Origin of the sequence: Micromonospora sp. CNB394, from assembly GCF_000374985.1 — a bacterium.
Classification (GTDB): Bacteria; Actinomycetota; Actinomycetes; order Mycobacteriales; family Micromonosporaceae; genus Micromonospora; species Micromonospora marina.
This window is the reverse complement of sequence record NZ_KB895852.1, coordinates 1-16057: the sequence shown is the minus strand read 5'-3', so window position 1 is coordinate 16057 and position 16057 is coordinate 1. Positions and strand designations below refer to the sequence as shown.

General features: G+C 72.9%; 15 protein-coding genes. 6 read left to right on the top strand and 9 right to left on the bottom strand.

From position 1 onward, the window contains the following. From tal to pgl, 5 genes are all read left to right on the top strand, one after another. Positions 1–1179: a transaldolase gene (gene tal, locus C569_RS0123655; RefSeq protein ID WP_026268566.1), complete on the top strand. Its 1179-nt coding sequence runs from the start codon at positions 1–3 to the stop codon at positions 1177–1179. A gap of 101 nt (positions 1180–1280) precedes the next feature. Continuing rightward, complete coding sequence (locus tag C569_RS0123650) at positions 1281–2849, top strand: glucose-6-phosphate isomerase (RefSeq protein ID WP_018788222.1); 1569 nt, start codon at positions 1281–1283, stop codon at positions 2847–2849. A 50-nt stretch (positions 2850–2899) separates the two neighbouring features. Beyond that, on the top strand, positions 2900–4414 hold the full coding sequence (zwf, locus tag C569_RS0123645; RefSeq protein WP_018788221.1) for a glucose-6-phosphate dehydrogenase: 1515 nt from the start codon (positions 2900–2902) through the stop codon (positions 4412–4414). Positions 4415–4445: 31 nt separating this feature from the next. Next, positions 4446–5462, top strand: a complete 1017-nt coding sequence (locus C569_RS0123640) for a glucose-6-phosphate dehydrogenase assembly protein OpcA (protein ID WP_018788220.1) — start codon at positions 4446–4448, stop codon at positions 5460–5462. A gap of 48 nt (positions 5463–5510) precedes the next feature. Next, on the top strand, positions 5511–6281 hold the full coding sequence (gene pgl / locus C569_RS0123635) for a 6-phosphogluconolactonase (protein WP_018788219.1): 771 nt from the start codon (positions 5511–5513) through the stop codon (positions 6279–6281). Between the two features lie 65 nt (positions 6282–6346). Here pgl and C569_RS0123630 read toward each other — a convergent pair whose 3' ends face one another. The 8 genes from C569_RS0123630 to rapZ all read right to left on the bottom strand — a co-directional run bounded on the left by C569_RS0123630 (position 6347) and on the right by rapZ (position 13423). Further along, complete coding sequence (locus tag C569_RS0123630) at positions 6347–6691, bottom strand: RNA polymerase-binding protein RbpA (protein WP_018788218.1); 345 nt, start codon at positions 6689–6691, stop codon at positions 6347–6349. 130 nt (positions 6692–6821) lie between these two features. After that, on the bottom strand, positions 6822–7082 hold the full coding sequence (gene secG, locus C569_RS0123625) for a preprotein translocase subunit SecG (RefSeq protein WP_018788217.1): 261 nt from the start codon (positions 7080–7082) through the stop codon (positions 6822–6824). A gap of 95 nt (positions 7083–7177) precedes the next feature. After that, on the bottom strand, positions 7178–7969 hold the full coding sequence (tpiA, locus tag C569_RS0123620; protein WP_018788216.1) for a triose-phosphate isomerase: 792 nt from the start codon (positions 7967–7969) through the stop codon (positions 7178–7180). Next, on the bottom strand, positions 7970–9169 hold the full coding sequence (gene pgk / locus C569_RS0123615; protein ID WP_018788215.1) for a phosphoglycerate kinase: 1200 nt from the start codon (positions 9167–9169) through the stop codon (positions 7970–7972). A 52-nt stretch (positions 9170–9221) separates the two neighbouring features. Further along, positions 9222–10226 carry a type I glyceraldehyde-3-phosphate dehydrogenase gene (gap, locus tag C569_RS0123610; RefSeq protein WP_018788214.1) on the bottom strand — a complete coding sequence of 335 codons (1005 nt, stop codon included), beginning with the start codon at positions 10224–10226 and terminating at the stop codon, positions 9222–9224. Between the two features lie 264 nt (positions 10227–10490). Beyond that, on the bottom strand, positions 10491–11471 hold the full coding sequence (gene whiA / locus C569_RS0123605) for a DNA-binding protein WhiA (RefSeq protein ID WP_018788213.1): 981 nt from the start codon (positions 11469–11471) through the stop codon (positions 10491–10493). A gap of 54 nt (positions 11472–11525) precedes the next feature. Next, on the bottom strand, positions 11526–12530 hold the full coding sequence (yvcK, locus tag C569_RS0123600) for a uridine diphosphate-N-acetylglucosamine-binding protein YvcK (RefSeq protein WP_018788212.1): 1005 nt from the start codon (positions 12528–12530) through the stop codon (positions 11526–11528). Next, positions 12527–13423, bottom strand: a complete 897-nt coding sequence (rapZ, locus tag C569_RS0123595; RefSeq protein ID WP_026268565.1) for an RNase adapter RapZ — start codon at positions 13421–13423, stop codon at positions 12527–12529. Before rapZ ends, yvcK begins: the two co-directional genes overlap by 4 nt. 199 nt (positions 13424–13622) lie before the next feature. On the opposite strand from rapZ, the gene recQ reads away from it, so the two are divergent. Then, complete coding sequence (gene recQ, locus C569_RS0123590) at positions 13623–15476, top strand: DNA helicase RecQ (RefSeq protein WP_018788210.1); 1854 nt, start codon at positions 13623–13625, stop codon at positions 15474–15476. A 93-nt stretch (positions 15477–15569) separates the two neighbouring features. Here the strand turns inward: recQ and C569_RS0123585 are convergent. Beyond that, the coding region (locus tag C569_RS0123585) for a C39 family peptidase (protein WP_018788209.1) at positions 15570–16057 on the bottom strand (488 nt) is incomplete at its 5' end.

Genomic DNA, 16057 nt, shown 5'->3' with positions numbered 1-16057 from the left:
ATGACGGACAGGCTGAGTGAGCTCCAGAACGCCGGTGTGGCGATCTGGCTGGACGATCTTTCCCGGGTACGGCTGAGTTCCGGCGGGCTGGACAAGCTGCGCCGGGAGAGCCACGTCGCCGGGGTGACCACCAACCCGACGATCTTCGCGAAGGCGTTGAGCGACGCCGACGAGTACGACTGGCAGCTTCGCGACCTCGCCGTACGCGGCGTGGACGTGGAGGAGGCGGTCCGCATGCTCACCACGTACGACGTGCGGTGGGCCTGCGACGTGATGCGCCCGTCGTACGACGCCAGCGGCGGCGTGGACGGCCGCGTGTCGATCGAGGTGGACCCCCGCTCGGCGCACGACGCGGCGAAGACCGTCGCCGAGGCCAAGGCGCTGTGGTGGCTGGTCGACCGGCCGAACCTGTTCATCAAGATCCCGGCCACCGAGGAGGGTCTGCCCGCGATCACCGCGACGCTCGCCGAGGGGATCAGCGTCAACGTCACGCTGATCTTCGGCCTGGACCGGTACTCGCAGGTGATGGACGCCTTCCTGGCCGGCCTCGAGCAGGCGCAGGCGAACGGGCACGACCTGTCGAAGATCGGCTCGGTCGCCTCGTTCTTCGTCTCCCGGGTCGACAGCGAGGTGGACAAGCGGCTGGAGAAGATCGGCTCCGACCAGGCCAAGGCGCTGCGCGGCAAGGCCGCCGTCGCCAACGCCCGGCTGGCGTACGAGCGCTACGGCGAGGTGTTCTCCTCTGCCCGCTGGCAGAAGCTGGCCGACGCGGGCGCCCACCCGCAGCGCCCGCTGTGGGCCTCCACGTCGACGAAGAACCCGGACTACCGGGACGTCGTCTACGTCGAGGAGCTGATCGCCCCCGGCACTGTCAACACCATGCCGGAGCCGGTCATCCACGCGTACGCCGAGCACGGCGAGACGAAGGCGGACACCGTCACCGTCGCGTACGACGACGCCCGCCAGGTCTTCGCCGACCTCCAGTCGGTGGGCGTCGACCTGTCCGACGTGATCGCCACGCTGGAGCGCGAGGGCGTGGAGAAGTTCGAGGCGAGCTGGGTGGAGCTGCTGGAGGGGGTCAAGAAGTCCCTCGCCGAGGCGGCCAAGGGTTCGGGCAGCCCGCACCGGGCCGCCGGGGAGAACGCGCAGGCGGCGCAGCAGGCCGGCGGCAACGCGTGACCGACGGCGTCCGACGCGTCCCGGGGCCGGGCCCCGGGACGCGTCGCGCCGTAGCCTGGAACGGGTGAGGTGGTTGCCGTGAGCGAGCCGGGGCTGGCGCCGTGAGTGATCTGCTGGCCGGGCGGGCGGACATGGCCGCCGGTCTGGCCGTGCGCGGCGCGGACGCCGTCGGCGCGTCCGCGCGCGCCACGCTCGTCTCCCACGACGTGCCGGCCCGGCTCGCCGCCGCGGACCCGGCCCTCTGGGGGCCCGCCGCCGAGGCGGCGGCCCTCACCCGGCTGGGCTGGCTGCACGCCCACCGGCACAGCCGGGACCTGCTCCCCCAGCTCGCCGAACTGGCCGCCGAGCTGGACGACCTGGACCACGTGGTGCTGGCCGGCGCCGGCGGCGACACGCTCGCCGCCGAGGTGCTCGCCGAGTGCCTGGGCCGGCCGGTGACAGTGCTCGGCACCGCCGATCCGGGGCCGGTCCGGGCCGCGCTCGCCGACCGCCCGGCGCGTACCCTCCTGGTGCTCGCCGCCCGGCACGGTCTCGACCGGACCACCGACGCCCACCTGCGCGCCTACCGGCGGGCGTGGGCGGGCGAGGGCCCCGATGCCGCCCGGCACGTCGTGGTGGTCACCGAGCCCGGCTCGGAACTCGCGGCGCGCGCCGACGAGCTGGGCGCGGTGGTGATCCCGGCCGAACCGGACGTGGCCGGGCCGTGGGCCGCCCTCACCGCGTTCGGACTGGTCCCGGCGGCGCTGGCCGGCGCGCCGGTGGCCGAGGTGCTGGACGAGGCCGAGGCGCTCACCGGCGCGCTGGACCGGGACCGGGACAACCCGGCCCTGGCGCTCGGCGCGGCCCTGGGCGCGGCGGCCGGTGCCGGCCGGCACACCGTCGCGCTGGTCCCCGACGGCACCGGCCTCGACGGCCTGGGCCGCTGGGCCGGCGCGTTGCTCGCCGACGCCACCGGTGGGCGGCTGCTGCCGGTGGTCGTGGAGTCCCCCGACTCCCCCGGCGCCACCGGTCCGGGCGTGCTCACAGTCGGGCTCGGCGGCGCCCTCGGCGCCGGTGTCGGACCGGGCGTAGCCGCCGACGTCGCGGTTAACGGCCCGCTCGGCGCGCACCTGCTCGCCTGGGCCTACGCGGCCGCGACCGCCGCGGTGACGCTGCGGACCGACCCGTTCGCGGCGCCCGCCGCCGTGCCGGCCGACGAAGCGCCGGAGGGCGGGCCGCCGTCGTCGGTCGAGGGCGCGATCGAGGTGTACGCCCCGAGCGGCGCCCCGGCCGACCTGGCCGGCGCGCTGCGGTGGCTGCTCGACGGGCTCGGCGAACGGGAGCACCTCGTGGTGACCGCGTACCTCGACCGGCACGCCGACGCGGCGGTCGCCGGGCTGCGCCCGCTGCTGGCGCGGGCCGCCGGACGCCCGGTCACCTTCGGCTGGGGACCGCGCCGGACGCACCACACCGACCCGCACGGCCGGCACCTCCAGATCACCGGTGCGGTCACCGATGATCTGGAGGTGCCCGGTCGTCCGTATACCTTCGCGCAGCTCCAGGCGGCCCAGGCCGCAGGCGACCGGCGGGCCCTGGCCGGCCGGGAGCGACCGGTGCTGCGACTGCACCTGACCGAGCGGGCGGCGGGTGTCGCCCAGATCCTGGACACGGCCGGACGGACACTCACGTGACGATCAATGACCTGGAATCAGCGGACCGAGACGCAGGAGGAGGTGGCCCGGTGAACCCGCTGCGCGATCCGCAGGACCGGCGGCTGCCCCGGATCCCCGAGCCGTGTGCCCTGGTGATCTTCGGGGTGACGGGCGACCTGGCCCGCAAGAAGCTGCTGCCGGCGGTCTACGACCTGGCCAACCGGGGTCTCCTGCCGCCCGGTTTCGTGGTCCTGGGCTTCGCCCGGCGCGACTGGGGCGACGGCGACTTCGAGTCGGTGGCGCACGACGCGGCCAAGAAGCACGCCCGTACCCCGTGGCGGGAGGAGGTGTGGGCCCGGCTCGCCGGCAACATCAAGTTCGTCGGCGGCTCGTTCGACGACGACGCGGCGTTCGACCATCTCGCCGCCACGCTCGACGAGCTGCGCGACACGCACGGTATCCCCGGCAACGCCGCCTTCTACTTCTCCATCCCCCCGGCGGCCTTCCCGGTGGTGCTCAAGCAACTGGCCCGCACCGGCATGGCGGACAACGCCAAGTCCGGCGGCTGGCGGCGGGTCGTGGTGGAGAAGCCCTTCGGCAACGACCTGCCCTCGGCCAAGGCGCTCAACGACCTGGTCGACGACGTCTTCACCCGTCAGGACGTGTTCCGGATCGACCACTACCTGGGCAAGGAGACGGTCCAGAACATCCTGGCGCTGCGCTTCGCGAACAACCTGTTCGAGCCGCTGTGGAACTCCACGTACGTCGACTCGGTGCAGATCACCATGGCCGAGGACGTCGGCATCGGCACCCGGGCGGCCTTCTACGACTCCGTCGGCACCGCCCGTGACGTGCTGCAGAACCACCTGCTCCAGTTGCTCGCCCTGGTCGCGATGGAGGAGCCGACGAGCTTCGACGCCGACGAGATCCGGGCCGAGAAGCTCAAGGTGCTCAAGGCGATCACCGTGCCGCGGGACGTCTCCGAGGACACCGTGCGCGGCCAGTACCTGCCCGGCTGGGTGGGCGGCGAGCGCGCCAAGGGCTACCTGGAGGAGGAGGGCGTCCCGGAGGGCTCCACCACCGAGACGTACGTGGCGGTTAAGTTGGGCATCCAGAACCGCCGCTGGGCCGGGGTGCCGTTCTACATCCGGGCCGGCAAGCGGCTGCCCCGGCGGGTCACCGAGGTGGCCATCATGTTCAAGAAGGCGCCGCACCTGCCGTTCAACGCCGCCGACATGGAGTCCCTCGGCCCCAACCAGCTCGTCATCCGGGTGCAGCCGGACGAGGGCGTGGTGCTGAAGTTCGGCTCCAAGGTGCCGGGCACCACGATGGAGGTCCGCGACATCGCGATGGACTTCCAGTACGGCGAGGCGTTCACCGAGTCCAGCCCCGAAGCGTACGAGCGGCTGGTGCTGGACGTGCTGATCGGCGACCGGACGCTGTTCCCGGACGCCGCCGAGGTGGAGCAGAGCTGGCAGGTCGTCGACCCGCTGGAGCACGCCTGGGAGGGCACGACCCCGGAGCCGTACCGGGCCGGTGAGTGGGGGCCCCGGGCCGCCGACGAGATGTTGGCCCGCGAGGGCCGGGCTTGGCGGAGAGCGTGAGCGAGCACTGCGAGCGAACCAGGAGGCTCCATTGATCGGGCTGTGGGACACCACCGGCAACGAGGTGGTCAAGGCGCTGGCCGCGGAGCGGCGCAGCGCGGGCGGGGTGGCCAGTGGCATGGCGCTCACGCTGATCGTGGTGGTGGACGAGAAGCGGGTACGCGAGGCCGAGGCGGCGGCCACCATCGCCGCGGCGGCGCACCCGTGCCGGCTGCTCGTGGTGGTCCGCTCCGACGTGGAGCGCGACCGCAACCGGCTGGACGCGGAGATCGTCGTGGGCGGCCGGCTCGGGCCGTGCGAGGCGGTGGTGACGCGGATGTACGGGCGGCTCGCGCTGCACGCCGAGTCGGTGGTGATGCCGCTGCTGGTGCCGGACGTGCCGGTGGTGACGTGGTGGCACGGCGAGCCGCCGGAGGAGATCTCCACCGACTTCCTCGGCGTGGTGGCGGACCGGCGGATCACCGACTCGGCTCAGGCCGCCGACCCGATCGCCGCGCTGCGGCAGCGGGCCCGCGACTACGCACCGGGCGACACCGACCTGGCGTGGACCCGGATCACCCCGTGGCGCACGCTCGTGGCGGGCGCGTTCGACACCACCCAGGCCCGGGTCGTCGAGGCGAGCGTGGTGGCGCCCCCGTCGGACCCGACGGCGGCGCTGATGCGCGGCTGGCTGAAGGCCCGGCTCGGCATCGAGCCGGTACCGACCGCCACCGACGAGTTCCCGCGGATGCGCCAGGTGCAGTTGCGCTGCGCCAACGGCGACGAGCTGACACTCACCCGGGACGACAGCATCGCGGTGTTCCGGCGTACCGGGCAGGCGGACCGCACGCTGCCGCTGGTGCGCCGGCCGCTCGGCGACGAGCTGGCCGAGGAGCTGCGCCGCCTCGACGCCGACCAGGTGTACGCGGAGGCGCTCGGCGCCGCAGCCGGGATCACCGGCCTCGACCAGCGTCCGGCCCAGCGGGTGCACGTGTGGAAGGATCCGGCGACCGCCCAGCGGGCCGAGGCCGGCGTGACCGCGCATGCGGGCGCGACCGCCAACGAGTGACCGCCCGGACCGGGCGGCCGGAAGCACAGAAACACGAGGGCATGACGGATGACTGAGGCGAGTGTCGCCGTACACGCCGACCCCGACCTGCTGGCGCAGGCGGTGGCGGCCCGGTTGGTGGTGAAGCTGCTCGACGCGCAGGCCGAGCGCGGCCAGGCGTCGGTGGTGCTGACCGGCGGGCGGATCGCCGCGGCGGTGTACCGGGCGGTCGGGCAGTTGCCCGCCCGGGACGCCGTCGACTGGTCCCGGGTCGACGTGTGGTGGGGCGACGAGCGGTTCCTGCCCGCCGGCGACCCGGAACGCAACGAGTCGCAGGCGCGGGTGGCGCTGCTGGACACGGTGCCGCTGGACCCGGCCCGGGTGCACCCGATGCCGGCGTCGGACGGCCCGGCGGGTGACGACCCGGAGGCGGCTGCCGCCCGGTACGCGCGGGAGTTGGCCGCAGCCGCCCGGCCCGGGAACGCGATCGTGCCGCACTTCGACGTGCTGATGCTCGGCGTCGGCGAGGACGGCCACGTGGCGTCGGTGTTCCCGGAGCATCCGGTGCACCACGACAACCGGCCGGTCAGCGCGGTGCGGGGCAGCCCGAAGCCGCCGCCGGTGCGGACCACGCTGACGCTGCCGACGATCAACACGGCCGAGGAGGTCTGGCTGATCGCCGCCGGGGCGGACAAGGTCCGGGCGGTGGGCATGGCGCTGGCCGGGGCCGGGCCGGTCCAGGTGCCGGCCGCCGGGGTGGGTGGCGTCTCCCGTACCCTCTGGCTCCTCGACCGGGCCGCGGCGGCGAACGTGCCGCCGCGCCTGCGCAGCCTCCGCTGAGCGGTAAGGAAGGGCCCCTTCTTAACGTCTCCGGTAGAGAAGGGGCCCCTTCTTAACACCTCGGCTCAGGCGCGGCCGCGACGCCGCCGCAGCGCGTCGAGGGCCTCGGCGAGCAGCGCCTCCCCCTCCTCCGGGGTACGCCGCTCCTGCACGTACGCCAGGTGGGTCTTGTACGGCTCGGCGCGCTGGCGGCCCGGCGGGTCGCCCGGGTCGGGGCCGGCCGGCTCGCCACAGCGGGGGCACTCCCAGGTGGCGGGCGTCTCCGCCTCGGCGGCGATCAGGAACTCGACCCGGTGCCCGTGGCGGCACCAGTAGACGACCGGTCGGCGCGGCGCGGGCTCGACCCGCTGGTCGAACCGCTCGGGGGCGGACCCGATCCGGGTACCGCGGATGACGTTGTTGCTGGGCACGGTTGCTCGCTCCCTGTCGTCGGAGGGGACCGCCGCCGGAGGGGGTGGGCGGCGGGCGACGTGCGGAGAAACAAAACTGCGCGCGGTCCGTGACGGACCGCGCGCAGATTGTACGCTTCTCAGCGCCGACTCAGGTGCCGCTGGCCATCTGCAGCCGCAGCCAGAGACCGAGGCCGACGATGCAGGCGAACCAGACGATTCCCACCAGAACGGTGTAGCGGTCGAGATTCTTCTCGGCCACCGAGGAACCGGCCAGGCTGGAGCTGACGCCGCCGCCGAACATGCTCGACAACCCGCCGCCCTTGCCGCGGTGCAGGAGGATCAGCAGAACGAGCAGCACGCTCGTGATGACCAGCAACGTGATCATCGTGTAGGCGAACCAGATCGGCATGGCGGGGGTCAGTCCTCTCGTTGCGATCACTGCCCGGACCTGTCGGGCACTGCGGCACCGACCGGTGGACGGGCAGCGTCAAGGATAGCGAGCGATCAGCGGGCGATGTGCTCCGGGAACCGGCAGATCTGCGCGAACTCCTCCGCGTCCAGGCTGGCGCCCCCGACCAGAGCCCCGTCCACGTCCGGCTGCGCCATGATCGCGGCGACGTTCGACGCCTTGACCGACCCGCCGTAGAGGATCCGGACCTGCTCGGCGGTGCCCTCGTCGTAGGTCTCGGCGATGCGCTTGCGCACCGCGCCGCAGACCTCCTGGGCGTCCTCCGGGGTCGCCGTCTTGCCGGTGCCGATCGCCCAGACCGGCTCGTACGCCACGACGACCTTGGTGACCTGCTCGGCGGTGAGCCCCTTCAGCGCGCCGTCGAGCTGGTCGCAGCAGTGCCGCACCTGACCCGACTGCTCCCGGACCTCCAGGCCCTCGCCGATGCAGAGGATCGGGGTGAGCCCGTTGGCCAGCGCCGCCGACACCTTCGCGTTGACGAGGGCGTCGTCCTCCTGGTGGTACTGCCGCCGCTCGGAGTGGCCGACCACCACATAGCCGCAGCCCAGCTTGGCGAGCATCGGGCCGGCGATGTCACCGGTGTACGCGCCCGACGGGTGCGGCGACAGGTCCTGCGCGCCGTAGCCGATCAGCAGCTTGTCGCCGTCCACGGCGGTCTGCACGGTACGCAGGTCGGTGAAGGGCGGCAGCACCACGCACTCGACGTCGGTGAGCTGCTTCTCGTTCAGGCTCGCGGCCAGCTTCTGCACCAGCAGGTTGGCCTCGAGGTGGTTCAGGTTCATCTTCCAGTTGCCGGCCATCAGCGGCCGGCGGGTCGTGCTCGCCATTCAGTTCTCCAGGGCCGCGATGCCGGGGAGGGTCTTGCCCTCCAGGTATTCCAGGGAGGCGCCACCACCGGTGGAGATGTGCCCGAACGAGGACTCGTCGAGGCCCAGCGCGCGCACCGCCGCGGCCGAGTCGCCGCCGCCGACCACGCTGAACGCGTCGGCCTTGGTGATCGCCTCGGCCACGCCCCGGGTGCCGTTGGCGAACGCCGCCATCTCGAACACGCCCATCGGGCCGTTCCAGAAGACGGTCTTCGCCTGCGACAGCGCGGCGGCGAAACCGGCCACCGTCTCCGGGCCGATGTCCAGGCCCAGGCGGTGGCTGGGGATGCCGTCGGCGGGCACGGTGTCGTGCGCGGCGTCAGGCGCGAACGCGTCGGCGGCCACCACGTCGACCGGGAGCATGATCTTGCCCGGCGCGCGCTCCATCAGGTTGCGGCAGGTCTCGACCATGTCCTTCTCCAGCAGCGACGTGCCCACCTCGTGGCCCTGGGCCTTGAGGAAGGTGAAGCACATCCCGCCGCCGATGAGCAGCCGGTCGACGGTCGGCAGCAGTGCCTCGATCACGGCGAGCTTGTCGGAGACCTTGGAGCCACCCAGCACCACCACGTACGGCCGCTCCGGGGAGCCGGTCAGACGGCTGAGCACCTCGACCTCGCGCAGCACCAGCCGGCCCGCGACGTGCGGCAGCCGGGCCGGTACGTCGTGCACGCTGGCGTGCTTGCGGTGCACCGCGCCGAACGCGTCGTCCACGTAGGCGTCGCCGAGCGCGGCGAGCTGGTCGGCGAACGCGCCCCGCTCCGCGTCGTCCTTGCTGGTCTCACCGGCGTTGAACCGCAGGTTCTCCAGCAGCGCGACCTGGCCGTCGGCCAGCTCGGCCACGCATGCCCGCGCCGAGTCACCGACGGTGTCCTCGGCGAAGTGGACCGGGGCACCGAGCAGCTCGCCGAGCCGCCCGGCGACCGGGCGGAGGCTGAACTGCGGGTCCGGCGCGCCCTTCGGGCGGCCCAGGTGCGAGCAGACGACCACCTTCGCGCCGGCCTGCACCAGCGCGCTCAGCGTCGGCAGGACGGCCCGGATCCGGCCGTCGTCGGTGATCTCCCCGGACTGCTTGTCGAGCGGGACGTTCAGGTCGGCGCGCACCAGCACGCGCCGACCCGACACCCCCTCGGCGAGCAGGTCGTCGAGGTTACGGATCGTCACAGAGCTAGCCCTCCGTTCGTGACTGCGGGGCGCGCAAGCTCGCTCCTCGCACTCACAGGGACTGACCCACCAGCTTGACCAGGTCCACCAGGCGGTTCGAGTAGCCCCACTCGTTGTCGTACCAGCCGACGACCTTGACCTGGTTGCCGATCACCTTGGTCAGCGGCGCGTCGAAGATGCACGACGCCGGGTCGGTCACGATGTCGGCGGAGACGATCGGGTCCTCGTTGTAGGTGAGGATGCCCCGCAGCGGCCCCTCGGCGGCGGCCTTGAGCGCGGCGTTCACCTCGTCCACAGTGGTCTCCCGGCCGACCTCGACGGTCAGGTCGGTGGCCGAGCCGGTCGGGATCGGCACGCGCAGCGCGTAGCCGTCCAGCTTGCCCTTGAGCTCCGGCAGGACCAGGCCGATGGCCTTCGCGGCACCGGTCGAGGTCGGCACGATGTTCAGCGCGGCGGCGCGGGCCCGGCGCAGGTCGGAGTGCGGCGCGTCCTGCAGGTTCTGGTCCTGCGTGTACGCGTGGATGGTGGTCATCAGACCCTGCTTGATGCCGAACGTGTCCTGCAGGACCTTGGCCATCGGGGCCAGGCAGTTGGTGGTGCAGGAGGCGTTCGAGATGATGTTGTGCTTGGCCGGGTCGTACTGGTCCTGGTTGACGCCCATGACCACTGTGACGTCCTCGTTCTTCGCCGGCGCGGAGATGACGACCTTCTTGGCCCCGCCGTCGAGGTGCGCCTTCGCCTTGGTGCCGTCGGTGAAGAACCCGGTGGACTCGATGACGACGTCGACGCCGAGGTCGCCCCACGGCAGCTTGCCGGGGTCCTTCTCCTCGAACACCTTGATGGCCTTGCCACCCACGGTGATCTCGTCGGCGCTGGCCTTCACCTCGTGCGGGAGGCGACCCAGGATGCTGTCGTACTTGACAAGGTGGGCGAGCGTCGCGTTGTCGGTCAGGTCGTTGACCGCCACGACCTCGATGTCAGCGCCGGACGCCAGCACTGCCCGGAAGAAGTTGCGGCCGATCCGGCCGAAGCCGTTGATGCCAACCCGGATGGTCACAGGTCCCATCTCCTCGCGTTCTGGTCCGCCGGCGCCAGACCGGGGCCGGCGGAGGTGTGTGCGCCGACCGTTGGAGCCGGCCGTCGACATGTCATCTCGGCCACCCCGCCGCGGTCACGGAGACCTGACCGCCCGAGGCGGTGAGCACGGCGAGGAGCGCCTGTTCCGGCCCCCTTGCCGTACGCAGCGACCATATCCGAGCGCGCGGCGTGGCGCTGCGGCGGGTGGTGATCCCGCTCGCGGTGCGATGCCGCCCGAGTCCTATCAGACCACGAGCATGTCCGGCGTGACTGCCGCTTCCGTATCCGGGATGCCCAGGTCACGGGCACGCTTGTCGGCCAGCGCGAGCAGCCGGCGGATCCGGCCGGCGATGGCGTCCTTGGTCAGCGGCGGCTCGGCGAGCGCGCCCAGTTCCTCCAGCGAGGCCTGACGGTGCTCCAGGCGCAGCCGCCCGGCCGAGGTCAGGTGGTTCGGGGCGTCGTCGGCGAGGATCTCCAGCGCGCGGGTCACCCGGGCCGCCGCGGCCACCGCGGCGCGGGCCGAGCGGCGCAGGTTGGCGTCGTCGAAGTTGGCCAGCCGGTTCGCTGTCGCGCGCACCTCCCGGCGTACCCGGCGCTCCTCCCAGGCCAGCACGCTGGAGTGCGCGCCGATGCGGGTGAGCAGCGCGGCGATCGCGTCACCGTCCTTGACCACCACCCGGTCCACGCCGCGCACCTCGCGGTTCTTGGCGGTGATGCCGATCCGCCGGGCGGCGCCGACGAGCGCCAGCGCCGACTCCGGGCCCGGGCAGGTGATCTCCAGCGCGCTGGAGCGGCCCGGCTCGGTGAGCGAACCGTGCGCCATGAACGCGCCCCGCCAGGCCGACACGGCACAGCAGACGTTCGCGGCCACCACGTGCGGCGGCAGGCCGCGCACCGGGCGGCCCCGCACGTCGAGCAGGCCGGTCTGCCGGGCGAGCGCCTCGCCGTCCTTGACCACCCGCACGATGAAGTGGCTGCCCTTGCGCAGCCCGCCGGAGGCGAGCACGTGGATCTCGCTCGGGTAGCCGTAGACCTCGGCGATCTCCCGCCGCAGCCGGCGGGCCACCGCGCCGGTGTCCAGCTCCGCCTCGACCACGACGCGACCCGACACGATGTGCAGGCCGCCGGCGAAACGCAGCAGGGCGGCCATCTCCGCCCGGCGACAGCAGGGCTTGGGCACGTCGACCCGACTCAGCTCGTCCTTGACCGCAGCCGTCATCGCCATAGTGCGCCCCCTCACGGACCGGTTCCGGCGTGTCGCCGGTGATTACGTACGTGTCTAACGATCGGCGCGCAGGACAGGCACCAGCGCGGCGCCCAGTGCGGCTGGATCATGACGGGGCGTGCCGTCCAGAACGGCGACGGGAGCGAGGACCAGCCGGGCACCAAGCGATTCTGCCGCACGTTCGACCGCCGCGGGATCACCCACCGCCGTGGCGTCGGCGAGCACCCGGTCCACCTTCAGCTCGGGCAGATAGCGCCGCAGTGTGTCCAGATGGTCGGGCAGGGAGAGCCCCGAGGTCTCCTTCTCGGCCACCAGGTTGAGCGTCACCAGCCGCCGCGCCGGGCTGGACACGATCGCGTCGGCCAGGCCCGGCACCAGCAGGTGCGGCAGCACGCTCGTGTACCAGCTACCGGGCCCGAAGATCAGCCAGTCCGCGGCGCGTACCGCTGTCACCGCCTCGGCGCACGCGGCCGGCGCGGACGGGTTGAGCCGCAGCGACTCGACGGTGCCCGAGGTGACCGCGACCTGGTGCTGGCCGCGCACCGTGGACACCTCGTCCGGGTGCTCCGGGTCGGCGCCACGGACCCGGGCCTCGATGCCCACCGGCTGCCGGGACATCGGCAGCACCCGGCCCACCGCGCCGAGCATCGCCCCGGCGTGGTCGAGCGCGGCCACCGGGTCGCCGAGCAGCTCGGTGAGCCCGTGCAGCAGCAGGTTGCCGACCGCGTGGCCGGCGAGCGAGTCGCCGACCGCGATCGGGACCGGCGCGGCGAGCGTCGGCGGCTGCGGCCCGGCGGCGGGGAAGCGGTGCTGGAACAACGCCGCGCTGCGCCGGGTGGCCGGATGGTCACCGGCCAGCGCGACCAGCGCCTGCCGCAGGTCGCCCGGCGGCAGGCCGCCGCGCTCGGCGCGCAACCGGCCGCTGGAGCCGCCGTCGTCACCGACGGTGACCACCGCGGTGATGTCCAGGTCCAGTTCGGGTACGCAGTGACGCAGCGCCCGCAGCGACGCCGAGAGCCCGTGCCCGCCGCCGAAGGCGACCACCCTGGTCGGGGTCACTCCCGCCCCAGGTCCCGGTGCTGGGCGTTGGCGGCGATGCCGGAGTGGCGCAGCCGGGCGGCCAGCTCCTCGGCGATGGCCACGCTGCGGTGCTTGCCGCCGGTGCAGCCGACCGCCACGGTCAGGTAGCGTTTGCCCTCCCGCTCGAACCCGGCGGTGGTGGCGTTGACCAGGTCGGCGTAGCCGGCCACGAACGCGTCGGCGCCCTCCTGGCCCAGCACGTACGCGCTCACCGCCTCCTCCCGGCCGGTGTGCTCGCGCAGCTCCGGCACCCAGTACGGGTTCGGCAGGAAGCGGGCGTCCATCACGAAGTCGGCGTCCGGCGGCAGGCCGTACTTGAAGCCGAACGAGATCACGGTGATCCGCAGCCGGCGGGCGTCCTCGCCGCCGAACAGTTCCTCGACCCGGCGCCGGAGCTGGTTCACGTTCAGGTGGCTGGTGTCGATGATCACGTCGGCCTGCTCGCGGGCCTCCTCCAGCAGCGTCCGCTCGACCGCGATGCCGTCGGCGAGCCGCCCGTCGCCCTGCAAGGGGTGCGAGCGGCGCACGCTCTCGAACCGGCGGATCAGCACCTCGTCGTCGGCGTCGACGAAGACCACCCGGGGCTGGAAGCCGCGCTCGCGCAGCTCCCGGATCGCCCCGGCCAGGTCGGTGGAGAACGCACGCGAGCGCACGTCCAGCACCATCGCCGTACGCCGGGCCGCCCCGCCGGCCTTGAACGCCAGCTCGGCCATGTCCAGCAGCAGCGCCTGCGGGAGGTTGTCGACCACGTAGTAGCCGACGTTCTCCAACGCCCGGGCCACGGTGCTGCGCCCGCCGCCGGACAGGCCGGTCACCACCACCAGGGAGGTGTCCGACTCGGCCGGCCCTGTCTGCCCCTCGGTCCGTCCCAGGTCACCCGCTGTACGCGCCTCGCTCACCAGATACCCCCAGCCGTGGCGCCGCGGCCGGTCGGCCGCGCATGGTCAATCAGCGACTCTAACGGCTCCGACCCGGCGGGGGATTCCACGGGGTGACGACCGGAACAAGTCGCCCCACTCGCCACGGCTCGCCGGGTCGGGCGGTGTCGGGGGACGCTCGTAGACTGCGCGGATGGTCTCCCCCACCGACGAGCGGACCACCTCCCCACCGGCCGGCGACGCCCTCGAGGTGCTGAGCCGGGTCTTCGGGTACGACTCCTTCCGCGGCTTCCAGCAGCAGGTCGTCGAGCACGTGGTGGCCGGCGGCGACGCGCTGGTGCTCATGCCCACCGGTGGCGGCAAGTCGCTGTGCTACCAGATCCCGGCACTGGTCCGCGACGGTGTGGCGGTGGTCGTCTCGCCGCTGATCGCGCTCATGCAGGACCAGGTCGACGCGCTCACCGCAGTCGGTGTGCGGGCCGGGTTCCTCAACTCGACCCAGGACCCCGCGCAGCGCCGCCGGGTCGAGGCGGCCTACCTCGCCGGTGAGCTGGATCTGCTCTACCTCGCCCCGGAAGGGCTCGCCGTGCGGTCCACGCTCGGCCTGCTGGAACGCGGCCGGATCGCACTGTTCGCGATCGACGAGGCGCACTGCGTCTCGCAGTGGGGGCACGACTTCCGCCCCGACTACCTCAACCTGTCGATGCTGCACGAGCGCTGGCCGGACGTGCCGCGGATCGCGCTGACCGCCACCGCGACCCGGGCCACGCGCACCGAGATCGCCACCCGGCTGCGGCTCACCGAGGCCCGGCACTTCGTGGCCAGCTTCGACCGGCCCAACATCCAGTACCGCATCGTCCCCAAGCGGGAGCCGCGCCGTCAGCTGCTGAGCCTGCTGCGCGACGAGCACCCCGGCGACGCAGGCATCGTCTACTGCCTGTCCCGGGCCTCGGTGGAGAAGACCGCCGAGTTCCTGGTCGCCAACGGCGTCCCCGCGCTGCCCTACCACGCCGGGCTGGACGCCGCGACCCGTGCCGCCAACCAGCAGCGGTTCCTGCGCGAGGACGGTCTGGTCATGGTCGCCACCATCGCGTTCGGCATGGGCATCGACAAGCCCGACGTCCGCTTCGTCGCCCACCTCGACCTGCCGAAGTCGGTGGAGGGCTACTACCAGGAGACCGGTCGCGCCGGTCGCGACGGGCTGCCGTCCACGGCCTGGCTGGCGTACGGGCTCCAGGACGTGGTGCAGCAGCGCAAGATGATCGAGACGTCGGAGGGCGACCTGGCGCACCGGCGCAACCTCGCCGCCCACCTGGACGCGATGCTCGCGCTCTGCGAGACGGTCCGCTGCCGCCGCGCCCAGCTGCTCGAATACTTCGGCGAGACCGGGGTGGCCGACTGCGGCAACTGCGACACGTGCCTCGAACCGCCGGAGTCCTGGGACGGCACCGTCGCCGCGCAGAAGCTGCTGTCCACGGTCTACCGGCTCGACCGCGAGCGCAACCAGCGGTTCGGCGCCGGGCACAGCATCGACATCCTGCTCGGCAAGCACACCGACAAGATCGACCAGTACGGCCACGACGCGCTCAGCACGTTCGGCATCGGCACCGAACTGCGTGAGGCCGAGTGGCGTGGCGTGGTGCGGCAACTGCTGGCCGAAGGGCTGCTCGCCGTCGAGGGCGACTACGGCACGCTGGCGCTGACCGAGGCGAGCGCTGACGTGCTCGGGCGCCGCCGTACCGTGACGCTGCGCAAGGAGCCGGAGCGTCCGGCCGGCCGGTCCGCCAAGCCGCGGGGCGCGGCCACTGTGGTCGCCGACCTCGCCCCCGCCGCCGCGCCCGTCTTCGAGCGGCTCCGCGCGTGGCGCGCGGCCACCGCCAAGGAGCAGGGCGTCCCGGCGTACGTCATCTTCCACGACGCGACCCTGCGGCAGATCGCCGCCGAGACACCCGCCTCGCTGGCCGAGCTGTCCCGGGTCAACGGTGTCGGCGAGAACAAGCTCGCCAAGTACGGCGAGGCGATCCTGGCCGTCCTCGCCGAGTCCTGACGACGACGCACGCGGCAGGGCCCGACCCCGTGGTGGGGTCGGGCCCTGCCGGTGTGTGTTCTTGCTGTGCAGCTATGGGTGCGGTGGTGTGGCTTAGCTGGTGCTGTAGCCGCGGGTGGCGATCCAGTCGGCGAGGTTGTCGATGCTCATGCGGTAGGTGGCGGTGTTCGGGTCGGCGCTGTCGGCGATGGTGACGGTGTCGCCGTTGTCGCGGTAGCCGGTGACGCTGATGTAGTGGCCGCCTTCGAAGGAGTGGGTGGTGCCGTCGGTGTCGGTGGCGGTGCCGGCGATGTTGGCGACCACGGCCCGGCCGGCGTCGACGGTCTTGATCACGTCGGCGCGCAGGGTGTCGGTCTGCTTGTCGTCGGCCTTGGGGGTGCTGATCTCGATCGACTTGTAGGCGTCGTTGGTGCCGGTCTGCTTGTTCAGCACGGGGGTGATGTCGTTGATGCTGTCGGTGCCGGCCTCGGTGGTGCCCATCTCGCGGGCCATGGCGTGCACGTCGATGTTCTTGCCCTGCACGGACAGGGCGTTGCGGGCGGCGGCGGGGCCGCAGAAGTAGAAGTTGGGCTGGGCCTCGT

Bases quoted from the DNA above. Each gene is read 5' to 3' on its own strand.
- tal (WP_026268566.1), top strand. From the start codon at position 1: ATGACGGACAGGCTGAGTGAGCTCCAGAACGCCGGTGTGGCGATCTGG.
- pgl (WP_018788219.1), top strand. From the start codon at position 5,511: ATGACTGAGGCGAGTGTCGCCGTACACGCCGACCCCGACCTGCTGGCG.
- secG (WP_018788217.1), bottom strand. From the start codon at position 7,082: ATGCCGATCTGGTTCGCCTACACGATGATCACGTTGCTGGTCATCACG.
- tpiA (WP_018788216.1), bottom strand. From the start codon at position 7,969: ATGGCGAGCACGACCCGCCGGCCGCTGATGGCCGGCAACTGGAAGATG.
- whiA (WP_018788213.1), bottom strand. From the start codon at position 11,471: ATGGCGATGACGGCTGCGGTCAAGGACGAGCTGAGTCGGGTCGACGTG.
- recQ (WP_018788210.1), top strand. From the start codon at position 13,623: ATGGTCTCCCCCACCGACGAGCGGACCACCTCCCCACCGGCCGGCGAC.